This window comes from Baumannia cicadellinicola str. Hc (Homalodisca coagulata) (genome assembly GCF_000013185.1).
Classification (GTDB): Bacteria; Pseudomonadota; Gammaproteobacteria; order Enterobacterales; family Enterobacteriaceae; genus Baumannia; species Baumannia cicadellinicola_E.
In genome coordinates this window covers 111,956-133,664 of record NC_007984.1, presented here as the reverse complement: position 1 = coordinate 133,664, position 21,709 = coordinate 111,956, and the positions used below count along the sequence as shown (strand labels likewise).

Genomic DNA, 21,709 nt, shown 5'->3' with positions numbered 1-21,709 from the left:
ATGCTTATTATTTACGTAGTTATTAATGGATATTAAAAGCATGAAATGTCCTATTGTACCAGTAAAGATTTCTATAGTAATGGGTTCTAAAAACGACTGGAAAACAATGAAATTTGCGGCCGAAATACTTATCAAGTTAGGTATTTCTTTTGATGCTGAAATTATTTCAGCACATCGTACTCCAGATAAGCTATTTAGCTTTGCTGAGCAAGCTATAATAAATGGTTATAAGGTAATTATTGCAGGAGCAGGCGGTGCAGCACATTTGCCTGGTATGTTAGCTTCGAAGACTATAGTACCGGTATTAGGCGTTCCAATGCAAAGTACTGCATTAAATGGTATTGATAGTCTTTACTCTATTGTTCAGATGCCTAGTGGTATTCCTGTAGGAACACTAGCTATAGGTAAATCCGGAGCAATTAACGCTGCATTGTTTGCAGCACAAATACTTGCTTTACATGATTCACATCTTTCAGTACGTCTTAATCAATTACGAAAACAGCAAACAGAGGATCTATTAATCGAAACTGACCCAAGGAAACTAACGTGAAGCATGTTTACGTACTAGGTGATGGACAATTAGGACATATGCTGCATCAAGCAGGTGAGCCGCTGGGTATTCAAGTTTTTCCGGTAAGTTTATACGCTGAACCAGAATTAGTATCTGTTCAACAAAGCATCATTACTACAGAAATAGAGTATTTGCCTAAGACAGCACTAACCTATCAATTAGTTACACATAATAATTTTATTAATTTTAAGCTATTAAGCTTTCTTTCAGATCGCTTAACACAAAAGCAATTACTTAATCAACTTAATTTATCTACAGTTCCATGGAAATTATTGCAAGATAATACACAATGGACCGATATTTTTAGTGCTTTTGATGCATTAGCTATAGTAAAAAGTAGAGTTGGTGGTTATGATGGGCGTAAACAATGGCAAATTCGTCCTGGCGAAGAAAACACGCTGCCATTTGACTGTTACGGTCAGTGTATTGTCGAAAAAGGGATCATTTTTGATCAAGAAATATCTTTAGTTGGTGCTCGTAGTGTAGATGGTAGTATGGTTTTTTACCCTATTACCCGTAATTTGCATAATAATGGTATATTACTAATTAGTATCGTATTCCCTGAGATAGATAATCATCTACAACAAGAAGCAGAGAAGATACTAGGTATAATTTTACAAGAATTAAACTATGTAGGTGTAATGGCAATAGAGTTTTTTCTTATTGGAGATCAATTACTCATCAATGAATTAGCACCTCGTGTACATAATAGTGGTCATTGGACCCAAAATGGTGCTTCAATTAGTCAGTTTGAATTACATCTACGCGCTATTTTAATGTTACCTTTACCAACCCCAATAGTTATAGCACCATCAATTATGATTAACCTTATTGGTATTGAACTATGTGAGCTTTGGCTAGCTGACCCATTAGTCCATTTACATTGGTATAATAAGATTATACGTCCTAGACGTAAGGTTGGACATTTAAATCTTTGTCATATAGATTATGTAAGACTTAATTATAGTCTGCAATATCTATCAAAATACTTACCATTAGAGTATGAAAGCCGAATAATTTGGGCTCAACAACAGCTTCAATTAAAATAATTTCATCCTAAAATGCGTACTATTTTTTCGTTCAGCGTACTAATAGGACAATTAGCATCAATCGTAAAACAGCGTATATTCCTTATATTAGCATTATTATAATAAGTTATAATAGGTATCATCTGTTGGTGATATCCTATTAGACGATGGCGAACTGTATCTTCTTTATCATCTTGACGTATTATGAGATTTTCTCCTGTAATATCATCCTTACCTTTTTGTTTAGGTGGGTTAAATGTAACGTGATAAATACGGCCAGATGGTTCGTGAACCATCCGGCCAACAATACGGTTGATAATTATTTTATCTGGAATTCTTAAAATAAGTACTATATCTACATTTATACCCGCTACTTCCATAGCATATGCTTGAGTAAGCGTACGTGGAAAACCATCCAATAAAAATCCTTTGCTACAGTCATACTGTATAATTCGTTCTTTAACTAACTCTATTACTAATTGATCAGGGACTAAATTTCCTAACTTGATAATAGCTTGGATATTTTTTCCTAATACCGATTCCTTATTCACAGTAGTACGCAACATATCACCAGTAGAAATATGCGGAATACCATATTTTTTCATGATAAATTGTGCTTGAGTACCTTTACCAGAACCTGGAGCTCCTAATAAAATAATCCGCATTATTCTCTTCCTCTTATTCAAGAAGATATCTATTGCAATTAAGATCTCTTTGTTATTCACATAATGAAGTAAATTTCACCTAAATTATTAGGTCATTCAATTAACTATTGTATCATGATTAAGCAATTTGTTTATGCGACGGACAAACTGGTTTGGATTTTCTAGTGTTCCACATTCAACTAATAACGCTTGATCTAATAAAAGTTCTATTACTTCACTAAAATATATATCATTATCAGTATTGGAGACTTTTTTTACTATTGGATGCAATGGATTGAGCTCAAATATATATTTGATATCAGGTTTATTCTGACCAGATGCAACAATTAATTTTGCCATATGTGTTGTCATATTATTAGAATCTATAGTGACAATAGCAGGAGTATCAGTTAAACTATATGTTAAACGTACTTCTTTAATTCGATCACCAAGATATTTTTTAACTCGCTCGATAAATGGTTCGAACGCTTTTGTCATATCTTTCTGTTCTGTAGTATTTTCATTAAGAAACTTATCTAACTTTAGATCAGCTTTGCTAACTAATTGGAATGACTTACCATTAAATTCTATTAGATAATTCATCATCCAAGCATCAATCCTCTCATGAAGTAATAACACTTCTATACCTTTTTTTTGCAATAGCTCTAAATGTGGACTACTATTTGCTGCAGCATAGCTATCAGCTATAATATAATAAATTTTTTCCTGTTGTTCTGCTATTCTACTAACGTATTCATCAAGTGATACATTCTGCTCCATACTTTTGCTATGGGTAGTAGAAAAACGAAGTAATCTAGCTATAGATTTACTATTATTTGGATCTTCTGCTAATCCTTCTTTTATTACTAAACCAAAATGCTGCCAGAAATTTTGATACTGTTCATTATTCTGTGTAGCTAATTTTTCTAACATCGAAAGTATACGTTTAGTAATAGCGTTCTTTAAATTTTGTGTTATCCGGTTATGTTGTAGCATTTCCCGTGAGATATTAAGGGGTAAATCATTACAATCTATAATTCCTTTTACAAAACGTAAGTAATTAGGTAAAAAATAATCTGCGTGATCCATTATTAACACACGTTTAATATATAGTTTTAAGCCATATTTATGATCACGATTCCAAATTCCCCAAGAAGCTGAAGCTGGAATATAAAGTAAACTAGTATACTCTTGTTGACCTTCGACACGATTATGGCTCCAACTTATAGGATCATTTGAGTCATGGTATAGATGCTTATAGAAATCTTTATATTCTTGATCAGATACATCTACTTTATTACGTGTCCATAAAGCTTGAGCTTTATTAATTTGTTCCCATGTAATAATATTATTATTCTTATTCTCAGAATTAGTAGCTATTTCAATAGGTAAGGTGATATGATCAGAATATTTTCCTATTGTATTTTTAATCCGCCAATCATCAAGAAATTCATCTTCCCCTTCCCTTAAAAACAGAGTGATTTCTGTACCACGTTCTGGCTTATTAATAGCAGCTATTATATAGTCTCCTTCACCAGTAGACTCCCAATGAACACCTTCATCAGCACTAGCACCAGCTGCTCGGGTACGTACTATTACTTTTTGTGCAACAATAAATGCTGAATAAAATCCAACTCCAAATTGACCAATTAACTGATTATTTTTGCTATTTTTAACATCTATAGTTTCTAGAAAAGCTTTAGTGCCAGATTTTGCAATTGTGCCAAGGTTATCAATAACTTCAGTACGGCACATTCCTATACCATTATCTATTATGGTAATAGTTCTTTTTTCTTTATTACATATAATACGTACATATAGTTCACCATTTCCCTCATATAAATCAGGTTTTGCTAAGGCAAGAAAACGCAATTTATCTGCAGCATCAGAAGCATTAGAAATCAGTTCTCGTAGAAAAATTTCTTTGTTAGAGTAAAGTGAGTGAATCATTAGATTAAGTAATTGTTTTACTTCTGACTGAAATCCCAGAGTTTCTTGTTCTTTAAGAATCATACTTACCTCTATTATTTATCTAAAATTACAACTAAAAGTTGAAATATGATAGACCATAAAGGTAAGGAAAGTGTCTTTCAAGAAAAAAAATAAAAATATATAATTTACTTAAATTATTTTATATATTTAGTATTTAGTTAATAATTAACTTAAATTACTAATTATGATGTAGATTATCTATAAAAAGGGCATATTCCAGTTGAAACCTAACGGCATTTGTAGACTACTAGATAAAGATGTCATCTTATCCTTTTTGATTTCCGTAATACGGCGAACAGCATCATTAAATGCAGCTGTAATTAAATCTTCTAACATATCTTTATCATCTTGAAGTAAACTCGAATCTATTTCTACCCGTCGACAATGATAGACACCATTAATAGTAACTTTCACTAATCCGGCACCAGATTCTCCGTTCACTTCTAGTTTAGCTATTTCTCCTTGCATTTGTTGCATTTGTTCTTGCATTCTCTGAGCATGTTTCATTAGGTCACTCATACCACTTTTACTAAACATAGCATTATCTCTCTATATTATATCTCGTTTAAATATAGCTATTTACACAACAATAAATATTAATTTAGTTCTAATTAGTTAGAAACTTTAAATTTACTCTGTAAAACAAAAGCAATCCTGTATTTTACAGGTTTCTTTTCTATTCTAGATTTTCGATTAATTGAATAATTATCATGTCATAGCTAGTTTACGAGATTTAATATTATGCTTTTCTATTATCTTGGTCATTTTGCTACTAAAAATAGTTACTATGGTTTTATTATTATAAAATAACTTACGATACTGTTGGGTCGTTACTCCTGTTATGCACAGGAAAGTTAGGCTGAGTATTTAGTAACGGATAAAAATTAAGTGCCCGTAACATCGTCATTTCTACTCCCATGCGTGGATCTGGAGCATAGGGTAGTTCTTTACGACCAATAAGTAAAATTTGATAATATAACTGTAAATCTTCTTGTTTAATGTTCTGTACTAACTGACGAAGTCGAGGTAATATTTGATCTATATAATAAGTATTATTAATGTCTGTAGATAATAACTGACTCATAGCAATACTGTGTACAAGAGATAACATGTCTACTAATAGTTTATCCCAGTTAATACTTAAGGTAGAAAATTCAGCTATATATTCCATGACCCTTTGACTATCAGCGCTAACTAAGGCTTCTAGCAATAATATTGATTGCTCAGCGTTTATAGTACCAAGCATCATACAAACAATTTTATAACTAATATTTCCTTGACCTATAGCAATAGCTTGATCAGTTAGGCTAAGTGCATCACGCATACTACCATCTGCAGCACGAGCTAACAGATGTAACGCATATTGCTCTACATGAATTTTTTCTGAAATTAATATATATTTTAATTGATTACATATTTGATTAACACTCAGAGGCTTTAGATGAAACTGAAGGCAACGAGATAAAATAGTCATAGGTATTTTGTGTAGATCAGTAGTAGCTAGTATAAATTTTATATGTACTGGTGGTTCTTCTAGTGTTTTTAACAGAGCGTTAAAACTATAACGAGATAACATATGTACTTCATCAATTAAATAAACCTTAAATCGTCCATAAACTGGAGCATATTGAAGATTATCTAAAATTTCACGAGTATCTTCTACCTTAGTACGTGAAGCAGCATCAATCTCAATTAAATCGATAAAACTATTCTGCGAAATATCACGACAATTATTACACTTGTTACAAGGATTAGTTGTTATACCATCCTGACAATTAAGCCCTTTTGCAAGTAAACGAGCTATAGTAGTTTTGCCTACTCCACGTGTTCCAGAGAATAAATAGGCATGATGAATTCTACCTAGCAAAAAGCTATTAGTAAGTGCTGTAATAACATGTTCCTGACCAACTACATCAGTAAATTTTTGTGGACGCCACTTACGGGCAAGTACCTTATAGCTACTCATAATTAATGAACAATTTATTCTAATATTAAATGCATAAATTTTATCTTAACATAATTACTATAATTTAATGCTTATTAGTCACTAACTATAGCTACATTCAAGATTTGAAGTAATAGATTAAAATATCTGTGCTATTATAATCTTAATAAATAATAAATTTATTATTTGATGTTCTTTATGTTTTTTTAGAAAATTATGTTACTACTTGTAGATGGTTCGTTTTATCTTTATCGTGCTTATCATGCATTTCCCCTTTTAACGAATAACTTAGGGGAACCTACTGGTGCAATATACGGTGTAATTAATATGCTTAATAGTTTATTTAAGCAATATAGTACTAGCAGTATAGCAATTATTTTTGATGCTTATGGTCAAAATTTCCGTCATAAAATATTTCACGATTATAAATTAAACCGTACAAGAATGTCTAAAGATTTATCTTGTCAGATAGATCCATTATATAAAATAATTCAATCAATGGGTTTACCATTACTAGTGGTCAAAGGTGTTGAATCAGATGATGTGATTGGTACTCTGGCACATCAAGCTATGTGTAATAATATTAATGTTTTGATTAGCACTGGTGATAAAGATATGGCACAGCTAGTTTCGCCAAAAATTCATTTATTTAATAGTACAATGAATATGCGTCTAGGACCTAAAGAGGTCCAAAAAAAATTTGGTGTGCTACCAGAACTAATTATTGATTATATTGCACTAGTAGGCGATAAATCAGATAATATACCTGGGGTACCTGGTATAGGTAAAAAAACGGCTAAAATTCTTCTCCAACAATTCGGAGGGTTAAAATTTTTATATCAGAATCTACACAAGTTGAATCATTTCAATTTATGCAGAAATAAAAATTTAGCTACTAAGCTAGATAATTACCGTGAAAAAGCATTTCTTTCTTACCAATTAGCTACGATTAGAACTAATGTAATGCTAGATATTACTTATGACCAACTAATAGTTAAAGAACCAGATTATAATCAACTAATAAAGTTATTCAAGCACTATGAATTTAAGCGCTGGATTCTACAATTACAGTCAGCTCAATTTCCTTATAATAAGGCAGCACTTTCAAGTAACAAAATAATTGGAAAAACTAGTTAACACAAATTATCCATTAATTTATGCTATCACTTCACTAAAGTAGTAAATGATTAGTTTAGGTAGTAGGAATATGTTTAGTAGTTTTTTCTAGATAAAATATTGACCTTTTTGTAGTACATAATTTTATGTACCAGTAAAAAACTAAAAGGTAGGAATTTACTTATAACTAAATGACAATATAGCAGCGTTATTAACTTATATTTGTTATCTATGATAATATCAATATTATAAGTGTTAATATTATAATATATCATATATATAAATAATATATTTTACATAAATTGCATATATAAGCTATTGAATATTAAATTATACTAAGATACAATACTAAACCAGCTATCTAATTGAGCTTTTAGCTTTTTGATTCCTAGCTTTGTTACTGATGAGAATAAAGTTATTTTTATATTACTTTCTAAATTAGATAGATGTTGTTGTACAGTATGATACTGAGTGTTACATGCATAAGCATTCATCTTATCTGCTTTATTTAATAGAATGAATACTTGAATTTTATTTTCTATTGCACACTGTATTATATATTTATCTAAGAATTTCATTGGGTGCCTGATATCCATCAGTACTACTAAACCTTTTAAGTTTGTACATTTTTGCAAAAAGTAAATTAAATCATGCTGCCAATGATATTTTAGTGCAACAGGCATCGTAACATAACCATAACCTGGTAAGTCAATAAGATTAACACCAGGTTCAACCTCAAAGACATTGACTGTTTTAGTACTACCTGGTTTTTTACTCGTTCTAGCTAGATTTTTTTGATTAGTTAAGGTATTAATTACACTAGATTTGCCAACATTCGAGCTCCCTGTAAAAGCTATTTCTTTACTAACATTATATAGTAGATTCTTAATGCATGATGTACTAAATAAAAAATGTGTTTTATGATAATCATATTTATGAATCAATAATTTTTATCCTTTATTGATATGCATAAAACATATAAACTATTATGTAGTATAGTTTTATGCTTGTGTGTAACGATAGCTAATATGATTAGGTATCCAGCGTTTAATTAATGCTTGTGCTATTTCAGGAAAATGTTGATGAATATCATTTATAAATTCCTGTACCTCTAATATTAGAGCTTGGTCTCTAGATAAATCTAGTATTCTAAATTCAGTTTGTCCCGTTTGGCGAGTACCAAATAATTTACCAGGACCACGAATATCTAAGTCATGTTGTGCAATAACAAAGCCATTATTACTATCACGAATAATTTTTATTCGTTGTTGAGCGGCTTTATTCAAAGGTGAATTATAAATTAGTACACAATGAGAAGCTACTATAGCACGTCCGACACGACCTCGGAGCTGATGTAATTGTGCAAGGCCTAAACGTTCCGCGTTTTCTATAATTATCAAGCTAGCATTGGGAATATCTACTCCAACTTCTATTACTGTAGTTGCTACTAGTAATCTTATTTTGCCAGCTTGAAATGCCTGCATTAGTTGTTGCTTTTCCTGTGCTTTCATCCTGCCATGTATTAAACCTATTTGTAACTCAGGTAGATAACTTCTTATTTCTTCCCAAGTAGCTTTTACTGATTGCAACTCTCGTTGTGTTGATTTTTCAATTCTAGTACATACCCAATAGACCTGACGTTTATCCTGTAAACATAGTTTTTCAAGACGCTGAATAATTTCATGACGACGATTATTTGTAATCGCAATTGTGGTAACTGGTACACGTCCTGATGGTAGCTCATCTATAACTGAAGTATCGAAATTAATACAAGAAGTAGTCATTGCTAATGTTCTAGGGATTGGTGTAGCTGTTAGAATCAGCTGATGTGGTTGAAAACCATGCTGGCTACCTTTTTCCCATAAAGTCAGTCGTTGGTGGACACCAAAACGATGTTGTTCATCAATAATTACTAGTGATAACCTAGAAAATTGTACCTTTTTTTGGAATAGCGCTTGGGTACCAACTACCATAGCTACATGACCAGATGCAATAGATTCTAATTGTGCTTCACGTATTTTTCCTTTTTGTTTTCCTGTTAGCCAACTAACCGTAATACCAAGTGGTGTAAACCAATTACAGAAATTTTTTGTATGTTGTTCAGCTAGTAGTTCTGTTGGCGTCATTAAAACTACTTGACTTGAGTTACTAATAGCACGTAATGCAGCTAACGCTGCGACTAAGGTTTTACCAGAACCAACATCTCCTTGTAATAATCGCATCATAGGAATATTACGGGCTAGATCTTGATCTATTTCCATTACTGCTCTTTGCTGTGCAATAGTAAGCGAGAAAGGTAATGATGAAATAAAACACTGAATTAGATCAGTTTTATTATTAAGCGGTAATGCAAGCAGTTTTTTTTCTACTGTTCTAGCAGATAGTAGACTAAGATAATAAGCGATTAGTTCTTCTAAAATTAGTCTACGCTGTGCAGGATAAAGACCAAGCTTTAGATCACTTATGGAAATATTAGTTGGTGGTCGATGTAAATTATGTAGTGCCTCGGATAAGCTCATTAATCCACTACTTAACTGAGGAGGTAATAATTCAGAAACCGTAGTTTGGTCTAAGAACTTTAGTGCTTGGTCAGTAATTGCTCGTAATGTTGTTTGATCTACTCCTTTAGTAGTTGGATAGATCGGGGTAAGTGATGACAATAGTTTATTACCTTGTCTATTACTATGTATGCAGTATTCAGGATGAATCATACGTGCACCTTTTTTCTCAAGGTAAATTTTTCCATAGGCAGTAACTAATTTTCCAGGACATAATCCTTTTTTCATTGCTAAATTACCGTTAAAAAATAATATGGTAAGAACTCCGCTATCATCCTGTAAGCGGCAATTTAATATGCTTTTTCGATGTATATTAATAGATATCTGGCTATCTAATACTATACCTTGTATAGTGATAAATTTACCTATTGGTGCATTCCTAATGAGGAAAATTTTTGTTCTATCTTCATAGCGGGTAGGTAAATGCAAAAGTACATCTTGTAAGTTCTCTAATCCTAATTTAGTTAGCTTATTAATTAAGTTTGTACCGACTCCGTATAGTGCCGTGAGTGGTATATTTCTCAGTCGACAATATCCGGTCATGTTATTACTCCTAATTTTAAGCACAAGTATATGTTCTAATTATTACGTCAATAATTTGCTAGTAATTTGCATTTATACTGTGTTAATAACTATCTATAACCTAACTGCAAATTAGAAACCACTAATAAGTAAATGTTATTTACTTAATATATAAGCTATTGTTACTGATATATCTTATATATGGTACTGATAAAATTATCATTTTATAATAATGTAATTTTTAATTATTGTATTAATATAGTTATTTATTTTAGAAATGAGTAATAATTTAGCTTTTTATCTGGAAGAAAATTATTTCAATCTATAATTTGATTACCAATTAAACCTTGTTCGATTTCTCTGAGGGCGATGACAGTAGATTTATCATTTTTTTCCGGAACTAATGGATCTTTGCCATTTATCTGAATTTGGCGAGCTCTACGAGCTGCTATGAGCACGAGATTAAAGCGATTACCTATTTTTTCAACCGCGTCTTGTACAGTGATACGTGCCATAAATAATCTCCACAAAATATCCTATTATTTTAATCAAAATAATGCTACTTATAATAAAGGTTCTATTATTTATTATTGTAATAACCGACTAATTAATGTCTTATAACGTATTTTCTGATTGTTCATGTGAAGCTGTTCAGCACAAATAATTGTGTTAAGATCAGACAATGCTGTATGAAAGTCATCATTAATAATTAGGTAATCATATTCGGTATAATGAATCATTTCTGCTACTGCTTGAGATATACGTTGGTTAATAACTTCTTCTTGATCCTGTCCACGCTTATGTAAGCGGCGATGTAGCTCATCTTTTGATGGTGGTATAATGAATATACTTCGTACATCTTTTCTTATAGCATAAATTTGCTTTGCACCCTGCCAATCAATATCAAGTAAAATATCAACACTATTTATTAAAATGCTATCAACTTCCTGGCGTAAGGTACCGTAATAATGATTAAATACTCTAGCATATTCCAAGAAAGCATCTTGATCTATTAGTTTCTCAAATTCTTCTACTGAAATAAAGTAGTAGTGTTGACCATTTATTTCACCTGGACGCATAGCACGAGTAGTATGAGAAATAGATATCCTTATTTCGTGTAGTGGTAACCGTTTAGTTCTCAGTAATGCTTGGAGAAGACTCGATTTTCCTGTGCCACTAGGGGCAGATATAATATAAAGCATGTATTAACTTATCATAATAAGTTTAGTTAAACGGATAAAACTACTATTCCTAGATCCGCATATATTAATATATGCGGAACATATTGAAGCTAATAGCTAATATAAAGTAGATATGGGTTTATCTAACTATAGAGATTACCCGTAGTATCCTATATATTATATATAGGTTCATTTTTATGAATGTTTATTTCTCTAGGAGTATCCTTCTTTCTCAGAAAAAGGCTACTATATACTTTATATATACCACTATTTTGGTTGTGTTTCAAGTAAATTACATACTTCATGAAATTTATCTAATTGCATTTTTGATAGTGGTGCAAACATGTGATCTAAAATAACTTTATGTGTTTGCTCGGCAATACGTAATTTTTCACGCCCTTTTTCTGTAATATATACATATTTTACTCGGCGATCAGTAGGACTTTGCTGTCGTTGTAACATGTCTTCTTTCTCTAAAGCATCTAGTACTGTTACTACAGTACGTGATGAAAATCCCATATAATTTTTAATATCAGTAGCGCTCGTTTTACCGGTAGTAATAAGATGCAAAATCTTCATTTTTGACATCGATAACCCTTCGTTTACTAATTGACCATTAACTTCTTTTCGTAAACGATGATAGATTCTTGATAATGATTCTACCGTAACTAAAATATCAGTCGATTTTTCCATGTATCTATCTCTAAATTTTATTTATAAAATTACTGCTAAAACAAACTAAAAATCTTTTTAGTAATTGATTAATTACTAAAACTTATCCTATATAAATATCTATATAAAAATTATAGATATTCAATAGAATCTGTTAATTAATAAATATTATTTACTTCTATAAAGTAATTAAATAGATTATTAACAATAATCCTTAACTTAATATACTTTAGTAATTAAGTTACTTTTACTTATAGTAAATAAATAACCACTATTTTACATAGTATATACATTTTATAATAAATGTAATTTAACTTTAAACAAATAGTATAATTATTACTTATATAAATGTTTATTTGCAATTATTTTTTTTACTAAGTAAATTTTGCTTTAATATAACAAATAAACCTTAAATATAAATGCTAAAATACCAGAAAAAAATTAATAATTTTATAATATTTTCATGAGCGACTGATTAATTGGTAGGTAGCTGTAACTAGTATTAAATAGAGGTAAGATACTATTTTTTATATAAAATAAAGTACTATGTTACAGCAAGGCATATGGAAATAAACATACTTCTTTGTCGAAAGAATAATTTGAGTTACAAAAATAATCTTATATTACTATATTATCTAATAAAATTTAATTTTTTTATAGTTACATTTTACCTGTAATAATCTTTTTTTCATATGTAAGAGCTTGAACACGATCGTATTGATTTTCCCATTTAGCTACTACTAATACTGCTAATGCATTACCTAAAACATTAAGAGCAGTACGTGCCATATCTAGAATACGGTCAATACCTGCAATAAATGCTAGTCCTTCTTGTGGAATACCTACGCTACTAAGCGTAGCTAATAGTACAATAAAAGAGACACCGGGCACACCAGCAATACCTTTAGAAGTTACCATTAATGTAAGAACAAGTATAATTTCTTTGCTAAGATCTAACTCAATTCCATATATTTGAGCAATAAATATCGCAGCTATACTTTGGTATAAAGTTGATCCATCTAGATTAAATGAATAACCTGTAGGTACCACAAAACCAGTAATAGCTGCTGGTGCTCCATAAGCTTCCATTTTCTCAATAATGCGTGGTAATACACTTTCAGAACTAGCAGTCGAAAATATGCAAGAATAAGTTCCTCTTTGATAATTAAAATTAATTTCCAAATCCGTAACTTACATAACCTTGCTACTATACCTAATATAAAGGTAGCAAAAAAAATTATGGCCCCATAGACTAATAGTATTAACTTTGCTAGAGGTAGCAAAGAAGCAAAACCGAATGTTGCAATAGTTACTGAAATTAACGCAAATACACCAATCGGTGCATAGCACATAACCATATCAGTTACTTTAAACATAGTTTCTGTGATAGCCTGAAATATATTAAGTAATGGTTTTTTATGTTTACTAGGTAACGAAGCTAGTCCTAAACCGAAAAATACTGAAAAGAAAATGACTGGTAGTATGTCACCTTGACCCATAGAATAAAATATATTTGATGGAACAAGAGATAGTATAGTACTAATTAGACCAGATATATTAGCATTAGATTGTATGTTTATTGTGTTCTGTTTATATTGGGATATATCTACCGTAGCTAACGTTGAAATATCTATTCCATCACCTGGATGAAAAATATTTGCTAAAGTTATTCCAATAAGGATTGCTATCGTAGTAATTATTTCAAAATAAAGCATAGTTTTTAAACCTATGCTACCTAATTTGTTAGCATCACCAATACCAGCTATACCAATTACTAGCGTTGCTATAACAATAGGTACAACTATCATTTTTATCATGCGGATAAAAATTTCCCCAGCAGGAAAAAGCAGATTGTTAATCATACAATCACGTAAATAATTTTGGTCATGCAAGATGATTCCTAGAATAATACCTAGAATTAAAGCTAAAAAAATTTTTGATGTCAGTGTAAGTTTGAATTTTTGCATAAACATGATACTTCTCATAGTTAGCCTATTATTAATAGTAATCCTAGACCATCATCTATCTACATGAGATAGACATCATTGATTGATATGATAATTGATATAAATGTGAAGCTATTAACAAATATATAGATTAAATATCTATATTACTTTTATTGAATGACTAATAATATTATTATATCTTTTATATAGAATAAATATTTTCTTTAATAGCCTAATTTACAAAAATAATTACTAGTATCTATTTCATCTATATGAAATAGATTTACTACATACATTGTAGATTTACTAGTAATAAATTACTTATATCTTATATATATATAAACTATACTATCTACCATTAATAGTAATAGCTTAGATTTTTGCTTTTATTACAAACATAATTGTATTTATAAATATTTAGCCAAAAGATAGATACTATTTATGCTAAGTAATTAGTTCTCAACTAAATTTAAGTAAGGATTTTCACTAAATGATATTTATATCATATTTAAGGATTTCTTTTAGAAGAAAATTATAAATTTTTAGTTTACTTTTATTCGTATTTTTAGCTTAAAATGTGTAAGTAGAAGTATTTGTTGTTTTATTCTATTAATAAACATAACTTCCAAGAAGAAAATAAAAATAGTATGATAAATGTTAAACTCATACAATAAAACTTAGTATAATCTCACAACGGAGATACTCCATGGCCAGTAGAGGTGTTAATAAAGTTATTTTAGTTGGAAATTTAGGACAAGATCCAGAAATCCGCTACATGCCTAATGGTTGTGCGGTGGCTAATATTAACCTAGCAACTTCAGAGAGCTGGCGTGATAAACAGACCGGGGATACTAAAGAAAAAACAGAGTGGCATCGTGTAGTGTTGTTTGGTAAACTTGCAGAAGTTACTGGTGAATACCTACGCAAAGGTTCTCAAGTATATATAGAAGGTTCTTTACAAACACGTAAGTGGCAAGATCAAAATGGTCAAGATCGCTATACTACAGAAATAATAGTTAATGCTAATGGTAGCATGCAGATGCTAGGTACTCGTCAGAGTAACTGGGTACAACCACAAAATTTAAGCAACGATAATCAGAATAGTAGTACTCCTACTGTCCGATTAAGTAGTTTAGCACCGAATAAAATACAAGATATGGGTAATGAGCAGCCAATTGAATTTGATGATGAGATTCCATTCTAAATTTTTAAGAAAAATAGTTGCTGTTATTAAAAAAATAAATTATGTTATATCATAACATTTTTATTGTTCGTGAGAACTTATTATGTGGTATATTTTGTTTGCAAAAAATTCTTATTCCGCTCCAGCAATGTTTATTACTGCCGCCGGTTTTACACGTATGCTACTGGCACTAACTGCTATATTGCTACTATGGACAGCAATTTTTTGGTCACTAATGCTACCGTGATACAACTAAAGCAATTACTAATAGGATATAATCGCAAAAGTATAGGTAAACCAGTAACTGGTAGATTTAAACGTGGTAGTATGACTGCTATTATAGGTGTAAATGGTAGTGGTAAATCAACTTTACTACAAACTATCGCTGGATTATTATTTCCCGTATCAGGAAAGATAGAATTTTGTCAAGAAGGTCGACCACGTATTGGCTACCTACCACAACAAACTGAAATTGATCGTCAATTTCCACTAAAAGTATTTGAAGTAGTTTCAATGGGTTGTTGGCCTGCGACAAGTATACTTAGCAGCATAAATAATGAGCAAAAAATTTTTATCTGGAATAGCTTAAAGCAAGTTGGATTAGATAATAAAGCCTTTGATAATATTGGTTCATTATCTAATGGAGAATTTCAACGTATGTTATTTGCTAGGTTACTAGTACAACAAGCGCCATTAGTTTTATTAGATGAGCCTTTTACAAGTATAGATAGCAGTACTTCTAGCATACTTTTGACTATAATTACACAATTACATCAGCAAGGATCTACACTAATAGTAGTATTACATGATTATATGTTAGTAGCAAAATATTTTCCTACAACATTATTACTATCTCCTATACATAATGCATGGGGATCTTCGGCAGATATATTAAAGCAATTTATAATACCAACTATGGCCGTAAGGCAACAACAGAGGATCTTATAAGTTGACAAATCTACTAATCGACCCTTTTATTAGTTATGGTTTTATGCGGCGTGCATTAGTAGCATGCTTAGCTATCTCTGTTAGTTCTACGCCGCTAGGCGTTTTTCTTTTGCTCCGTCGTATGAGTTTAGTGGGAGATGCATTATCTCATGCTATTTTACCAGGAGTAGCAATTAGTTATCTAATATATGGTATGTCACGTACTGCAATGGGAATTGGTGGTTTTGTTGCTGGTATGGTAGTAGTTGTACTATCTTGTTGGGTAAGCATGATATCCTCTCTCAAAGAGGATGCTTGTTTCGCAGGATTTTATCTTGGATCATTATCTTTAGGTATTATATTAGTCTCATTGTGCCATGAGAATAATAATTTATTGCATTTACTATTTGGTTCTATTCTGACTATAGATATAGATGCTATCTATTTTATTGGCATTGTTGCTAGTATTACTTTTCTTACCTTAGCATTGCTTTATCGTGCAATAGTAGTTGAATCATTTGATGTAAAATTTTTACTAGTGAATTCTAGCAAAATTCCATTTTTAATTCAGTTCCTGTTTTTAGTTCTAGTTGTATTAAACTTAGTAGCTGGTTTCCAAATACTTGGTACTATGATGTCTATTGGCATGATGATTTTACCTGTAGTAACCGCATATTGTTGGACTAATTGGTTACCATACTTATTTGTTTTAGCTGCTATAATTGGATTATTTTGTTCGTTTTGTGGTTTAAGTTGTTCTTTTTATACTCATATTCCTGCTGGCTCTACAATTATATTAATAGCAAGCATAGTATTTCTTATTTCTGTATTATTTGGTACTCGTGGTGGAAAGGCCAGAATATTTTATCACCGTTAATAAAATATATAGCTAAAATTACCAAAGAATGATAGTCAGATTATACATATAGTATTCGTTTATTATGATGCTTACATTTTATCAGCTTAAATAGCTAATGATAGTATATTACCTAACCTAAATTAATCTGTCTTTTAGACTGAATGTAATTAATCTTGCTTAACTTAATAAGATTAGCTTAAATTTCTATACTAGAATCTAACTTGCCTTATCATCCTAAAAAAATTCTATTTAATATAATTAAATAGAATTATGTTACTTAACTAAGATACGGTTTATTCAATGGTACAATAGATAATTAATATATAGTTATCTGCTCAAACAGTACCTGTTATTAATAGCTGCTTCAAAAGCTTGATGTTTAGATACTAAGGAAAGCATGGAAATATTTTTAACAATTCTAATTCTTACTTTGGTTGTATCCTTATCTGGGGTAATAACACAGATTTTACCGTTTCAAATACCATTACCACTAATGCAAATTGTTTTAGGTGCACTACTTGCTTGGCCTAAATTTGGTTTGCATGTTGATTTTAATCCTGAACTATTTTTGGTTCTTTTTATACCGCCTTTATTATTTTCCGATGGTTGGAAAACACCTGCTAGTGAGTTTATACGTAACGGCGGAGAAATTGTCTCATTAGCTCTAGTCTTAGTAATTATTACTGTGGTAGGTGTCGGTTATTTTATATACTGGATGGTACCTGGAATATCGTTAGTTGCAGCACTTGCGTTAGCTGCAGTACTATCACCTACAGATGCTGTTGCGCTCTCTGGTATTATCAAAAAAGGACGTATACCGAAAAAAATTCTTAATATTCTGCAAGGTGAAGCATTAATGAATGATGCTTCTGGTCTAGTATTACTAAAATTTGCTATTTCTGTTGCAATGGGAACTATGGTATTTACTGTTAGTGGCGCCTCCATAGAATTTATTAAGGTTGCTGTTGGCGGATTACTAGTAGGTATTACAGTAACTTGGGTATACAGTCAATCATTAAGATTAATAATACGCTGGAGTGGCTATGACTCAGCTACACAGACAGTCCTACTGCTTCTATTGCCGTTCGCTGCTTATCTAATGGCAGAACATGTTGGGGTATCTGGAATTTTAGCCGCTGTAGCTTCTGGTATGACTATGGGGCAATATGGTATTACCCGTAGTAATACGACTCCACTAGCACTAAGACTTCGCTGTAATAACGTCTGGTCAATGCTTGAATTTCTTTTCAATGGTATTGTTTTCATTATGTTAGGATTACAATTACCTGGCATATTGGCAACCTCTATTAATGAGGCTCAATTAGATCCCACTATTAAAACTTGGATGTTATTTGCCGATATTATTTTTCTTTATGCAGCGTTAATGCTTTTACGTTTTAGTTGGTTATGGTTAATGAAACGCATTAGTTTACGTTTTATGAAGAAAAGGCCAATGGTATTTGGCGAATATAGTACACGAGAAATTTTAATCGCATCATTTGCTGGTGTACGCGGTGCTATAACCTTAGCTGGGGTACTATCGATACCACTACTACTTAGTGATGGTACAGCATTTCCATCTCGTTATCAGCTAGTATTTATTGCTACTGGTGTAATCCTATTTTCTCTTATATGTTGTGTTATTATTTTACCAATACTACTACATGGTATTGTAGTTTCAGATAATGTTTTATTTTATAAGGAAGAACAGAGAGCACGTGCTCAAGCGGCAGAAGCAGCTATTGAAAGTATTTGCCATATGGAATTACAATTAGCTAACAGTCAAGAAGATAATATTGACAGAAAAATTATTAATGAAGTTAGTATTAGAGTAATTAGTCATTTACGTCGTAGAATCAATGGATCTACTGATGCAGAAAGTAATATACTAATTGAAAATTTAGAGCGACGTATGTGGCTAAATGCATTACATACTGAGCGTAGTGAATATTATAATCTATGTGCACAACAAAAAATTAGTAACACGACCTTAATGAAATTATTGCGAGATCTTGATCTATTAGAAGCTTTATTAGTTGAAAAGCAAAGAATGTAAAGCATGTTATGATACCTTTTTTTAAATTACAGGAAATATTGCAGCAAAGAGTAGTAGAACATATTAATGGTTATAGTAAGCTTGTATTAGCTTTTAGCGGAGGTCTAGATTCTACAGTATTACTAGATATATTAACTTCACTACGTGATACTAATAATAGTAAAATAACAGCATTATTTTCACTAAGAGCAGTACATATYAATCATGGATTTAACTCAAATTCCGATGATTGGCAAATACATTGCGAACAACAATGTCGACAGCGTGCAGTACCGTACCACTTTATTAAAGTAAGATTAAAAACAAAAAATAATGGTGTTGAAGCTGCAGCACGTTATGCTCGTTATCAGGCTCTATATGATGTATTAAAACCAGGAGAGATTCTACTAACTGCTCAACACCAAGATGATCAAGTAGAAACACTATTGTTAGCAATAAAACGTGGTAGTGGACCCACCGGTCTATCAGGGATGGCTACTAATGCTAATTGGGGAGATTACCGGTTAATACGTCCACTACTAACTTGTAGTAGAATGCAGCTTAATAGATATGCTTCATATTTTAATCTCAACTGGATTGAAGATGATAGTAATAAAAATGATCGTTTTGACCGTAATTTTTTACGTTTACATATTATAATACAACTACAGAAACGTTGGCCTCAATTTAGTAAATCAGCAATACGTAGTGCACAACTATGTGCTGAACAGGAAAATCTGCTAGATGAACTATTAAAGGATACGCTAGATATGCTAATCATGCCTGATGGTTCATTGCAATTCACTCCACTATTAACTATGAGTGATATTAAGCGTAATGCGTTACTACGGCGCTGGTTAGCATCACAAGGCGCTTGGATGCCATCACGACAACAACTGACTCATATTTGGAAAAATGTTGTACTAAGCAGCCGTGCGGCAATGCCCCAATTTATTCTTGGGGATAAACTATTACGTCGTTTTCGTAATAAACTCTATTTACTATCTAAAAAAATATCTGTTGAACCTACAGTTAAAATATTACTATGGCAAATAAATAGTAACAAATTAGAACTACCATCTAATATAGGATGTTTATTGAAAAAAGTAGCCTCGGATGTATTAGAAACAACTAGTTGTATAATAAAAACTAAAACAGAGCTCATAAGTATAATTCGTGCTCCACAACCATATGAACAAGTATCAGTACGATTTAATCAAGTAGATGGATTACTATATATTTTAGGTCGATCTCATGGTCGTCCACTTAAAAAAATATGGCAAGAACTAGCAATACCCCCATGGCAACGTAGACGTATACCATTACTATTCTATGGTCAAAAACTTATTACTGCACCAGGTATTTTTGTTACACAGGATGGAGTATTACAAAAAAATTGTACTAAATGGTATTTACATTGGCTATATTTTAGTTCTGAAATGAAGGTTACCGATGTTTCAGACCTGCAGCGAATGACAACATTCGTTTAAGTGGTACAAATGCCTGCTGACGAACTACTTCGTCAATTTGTACTTGATGGTATATACTACTTTCAGTAAGTCCTTCCGCAATAGTCTGAAGACAATTTAGAGCCATCCACGGACATTGGGCACAACTACGACATGTAGCTCCTTCTCCAGCTGTTGGAGCGGATAAAAATATCTTCTCTGGGCAAGCTTGTTGCATTTTATAAAAAATGCCGCGATCAGTAGCTACAATCATAGTTTTTTGCTGCATATATTTTGCCGCCTTAATTAGTTGACTAGTAGATCCGACAACATCAGCTAATTCTACAACTGCTTGCGGCGATTCTGGATGAACTAAAATGGCAGCTTCTGGGTATAATTTTTTCATTTTGCGTAATGCTTGTGTTTTAAACTCATCATGAACTATACATGTACTATCCCAGCAAAGAATATCAGCACCAGTTCTTTGCTGTACATAACGTCCAAGATGACGATCAGGTGCCCAAAGTATCTTTTGGCCTAAGCTATCAAGATAATCAATTAATTCAACAGCAATACTTGAAGTTACTACCCAGTCAGCACGAGCTTTAACTGCCGCTGAAGTATTAGCATATACTACAACAGTACGTTCAGGATGAGCATCGCAGAAGGCACTAAAAGCTTCATATGGACACCCTATATCTAAAGAACATTCTGCTTCTAGTGTAGGCATAATAATAGTTTTTTCTGGGCTAAGAATTTTTGCAGTCTCTCCCATAAAACGTACACCTACTACCAGTAGTGTAGTAGCTGGATCTTGGCTCCCAAATTTAGCCATTTCTAGTGAGTCTGCTACACAACCGCCGGTAGTTTCAGCTAATAACTGTATTTCAGGATCCGTATAATAATGGGCAACTATTACCGCATTGCGTACCTGCAACTGTTTTTTAATATTCTCTATTATAGTTACCTTTTCTTGAACAGAAAGTTGTGCTGGTTTAGAAGGTAAGGAATAACAGATATTGTTAATATCGATTCTTCTAGTCATGACTGTTATCTTAGGTAACTATATCATAAATGATAAT

General features: G+C 31.6%; 17 protein-coding genes and 3 pseudogenes. 9 read left to right on the top strand and 11 right to left on the bottom strand.

Annotated features, from left to right (window positions below; all coding sequences use genetic code 11):
- The first annotated feature begins 40 nt into the window (after nucleotides 1-40).
- Together purE and purK are read left to right on the top strand one after the other, a co-directional pair.
- Nucleotides 41-550, top strand: coding sequence for a 5-(carboxyamino)imidazole ribonucleotide mutase (gene purE / locus BCI_RS00595; RefSeq protein ID WP_011520324.1), 510 nt, complete (start codon nucleotides 41-43; stop codon nucleotides 548-550).
- Nucleotides 547-1,620, top strand: coding sequence for a 5-(carboxyamino)imidazole ribonucleotide synthase (gene purK, locus BCI_RS00590; protein ID WP_011520323.1), 1,074 nt, complete (start codon nucleotides 547-549; stop codon nucleotides 1,618-1,620). Before purE ends, purK begins: the two co-directional genes overlap by 4 nt.
- A gap of 2 nt (nucleotides 1,621-1,622) precedes the next feature.
- On the opposite strand, the gene adk is transcribed toward purK, so the two are convergent.
- The 4 genes and pseudogenes from adk to dnaX all read right to left on the bottom strand — a co-directional run.
- Nucleotides 1,623-2,264 carry an adenylate kinase gene (adk, locus tag BCI_RS00585; RefSeq protein WP_011520322.1) on the bottom strand — a complete coding sequence of 214 codons (642 nt, stop codon included), beginning with the start codon at nucleotides 2,262-2,264 and terminating at the stop codon, nucleotides 1,623-1,625.
- Between the two features lie 96 nt (nucleotides 2,265-2,360).
- Nucleotides 2,361-4,256: a molecular chaperone HtpG gene (gene htpG / locus BCI_RS00580; RefSeq protein ID WP_011520321.1), complete on the bottom strand. Its 1,896-nt coding sequence runs from the start codon at nucleotides 4,254-4,256 to the stop codon at nucleotides 2,361-2,363.
- Nucleotides 4,257-4,433: 177 nt separating this feature from the next.
- A complete protein-coding gene (locus BCI_RS00575; protein ID WP_011520320.1) occupies nucleotides 4,434-4,772 on the bottom strand; it encodes a YbaB/EbfC family nucleoid-associated protein in 339 nt (112 codons plus the stop codon).
- Nucleotides 4,773-5,109: 337 nt separating this feature from the next.
- Nucleotides 5,110-6,201, bottom strand: a pseudogene (gene dnaX, locus BCI_RS00570) (DNA polymerase III subunit gamma/tau); the annotation flags it as partial.
- Between the two features lie 195 nt (nucleotides 6,202-6,396).
- Between dnaX and BCI_RS00565 the strand changes: the two are divergent.
- Nucleotides 6,397-7,317: a 5'-3' exonuclease gene (locus BCI_RS00565; RefSeq protein ID WP_011520318.1), complete on the top strand. Its 921-nt coding sequence runs from the start codon at nucleotides 6,397-6,399 to the stop codon at nucleotides 7,315-7,317.
- A 314-nt stretch (nucleotides 7,318-7,631) separates the two neighbouring features.
- On the opposite strand, the gene yihA is transcribed toward BCI_RS00565, so the two are convergent.
- From yihA to gltP, 6 genes and pseudogenes are all read right to left on the bottom strand, one after another.
- Nucleotides 7,632-8,240 carry a ribosome biogenesis GTP-binding protein YihA/YsxC gene (gene yihA / locus BCI_RS00560; RefSeq protein WP_011520317.1) on the bottom strand — a complete coding sequence of 203 codons (609 nt, stop codon included), beginning with the start codon at nucleotides 8,238-8,240 and terminating at the stop codon, nucleotides 7,632-7,634.
- 57 nt (nucleotides 8,241-8,297) lie between these two features.
- A complete protein-coding gene (gene recG / locus BCI_RS00555; protein ID WP_011520316.1) occupies nucleotides 8,298-10,397 on the bottom strand; it encodes an ATP-dependent DNA helicase RecG in 2,100 nt (699 codons plus the stop codon).
- A gap of 299 nt (nucleotides 10,398-10,696) precedes the next feature.
- A pseudogene (rpoZ, locus tag BCI_RS00550) lies at nucleotides 10,697-10,891 on the bottom strand (DNA-directed RNA polymerase subunit omega); the annotation flags it as partial.
- 72 nt (nucleotides 10,892-10,963) lie between these two features.
- A complete protein-coding gene (gene gmk, locus BCI_RS00545) occupies nucleotides 10,964-11,578 on the bottom strand; it encodes a guanylate kinase (RefSeq protein WP_011520314.1) in 615 nt (204 codons plus the stop codon).
- A 246-nt stretch (nucleotides 11,579-11,824) separates the two neighbouring features.
- Nucleotides 11,825-12,250 carry a MarR family winged helix-turn-helix transcriptional regulator gene (locus BCI_RS00540; protein ID WP_011520313.1) on the bottom strand — a complete coding sequence of 142 codons (426 nt, stop codon included), beginning with the start codon at nucleotides 12,248-12,250 and terminating at the stop codon, nucleotides 11,825-11,827.
- Nucleotides 12,251-12,889: 639 nt separating this feature from the next.
- A pseudogene (gene gltP, locus BCI_RS00535) lies at nucleotides 12,890-14,196 on the bottom strand (glutamate/aspartate:proton symporter GltP).
- A 685-nt stretch (nucleotides 14,197-14,881) separates the two neighbouring features.
- Between gltP and BCI_RS00530 the strand changes: the two are divergent.
- The 6 genes from BCI_RS00530 to tilS all read left to right on the top strand — a co-directional run bounded on the left by BCI_RS00530 (nucleotide 14,882) and on the right by tilS (nucleotide 20,669).
- Nucleotides 14,882-15,379: a single-stranded DNA-binding protein gene (locus tag BCI_RS00530; protein WP_011520312.1), complete on the top strand. Its 498-nt coding sequence runs from the start codon at nucleotides 14,882-14,884 to the stop codon at nucleotides 15,377-15,379.
- Between the two features lie 82 nt (nucleotides 15,380-15,461).
- Nucleotides 15,462-15,605, top strand: coding sequence for a hypothetical protein (locus BCI_RS03350; RefSeq protein WP_260085709.1), 144 nt, complete (start codon nucleotides 15,462-15,464; stop codon nucleotides 15,603-15,605).
- Nucleotides 15,602-16,306 carry a metal ABC transporter ATP-binding protein gene (locus tag BCI_RS00525; protein ID WP_260085707.1) on the top strand — a complete coding sequence of 235 codons (705 nt, stop codon included), beginning with the start codon at nucleotides 15,602-15,604 and terminating at the stop codon, nucleotides 16,304-16,306. The genes BCI_RS03350 and BCI_RS00525 overlap by 4 nt, the downstream gene beginning before the upstream one ends.
- Before the next feature lie 43 nt (nucleotides 16,307-16,349).
- Entirely contained in the window at nucleotides 16,350-17,162 is an 813-nt protein-coding gene (locus BCI_RS00520) for a metal ABC transporter permease (RefSeq protein WP_049752737.1), read from the top strand.
- Between the two features lie 379 nt (nucleotides 17,163-17,541).
- Nucleotides 17,542-19,200 (top strand): Na+/H+ antiporter, encoded by a 1,659-nt coding sequence (locus BCI_RS00515; protein ID WP_011520309.1) that lies wholly within the window; start codon nucleotides 17,542-17,544, stop codon nucleotides 19,198-19,200.
- A gap of 8 nt (nucleotides 19,201-19,208) precedes the next feature.
- Complete coding sequence (gene tilS, locus BCI_RS00510; protein WP_011520308.1) at nucleotides 19,209-20,669, top strand: tRNA lysidine(34) synthetase TilS; 1,461 nt, start codon at nucleotides 19,209-19,211, stop codon at nucleotides 20,667-20,669.
- On the opposite strand, the gene nadA is transcribed toward tilS, so the two are convergent.
- A complete protein-coding gene (gene nadA / locus BCI_RS00505) occupies nucleotides 20,626-21,672 on the bottom strand; it encodes a quinolinate synthase NadA (RefSeq protein WP_011520307.1) in 1,047 nt (348 codons plus the stop codon). The genes tilS and nadA overlap by 44 nt on opposite strands.
- Nucleotides 21,673-21,709 lie beyond the last annotated feature (37 nt).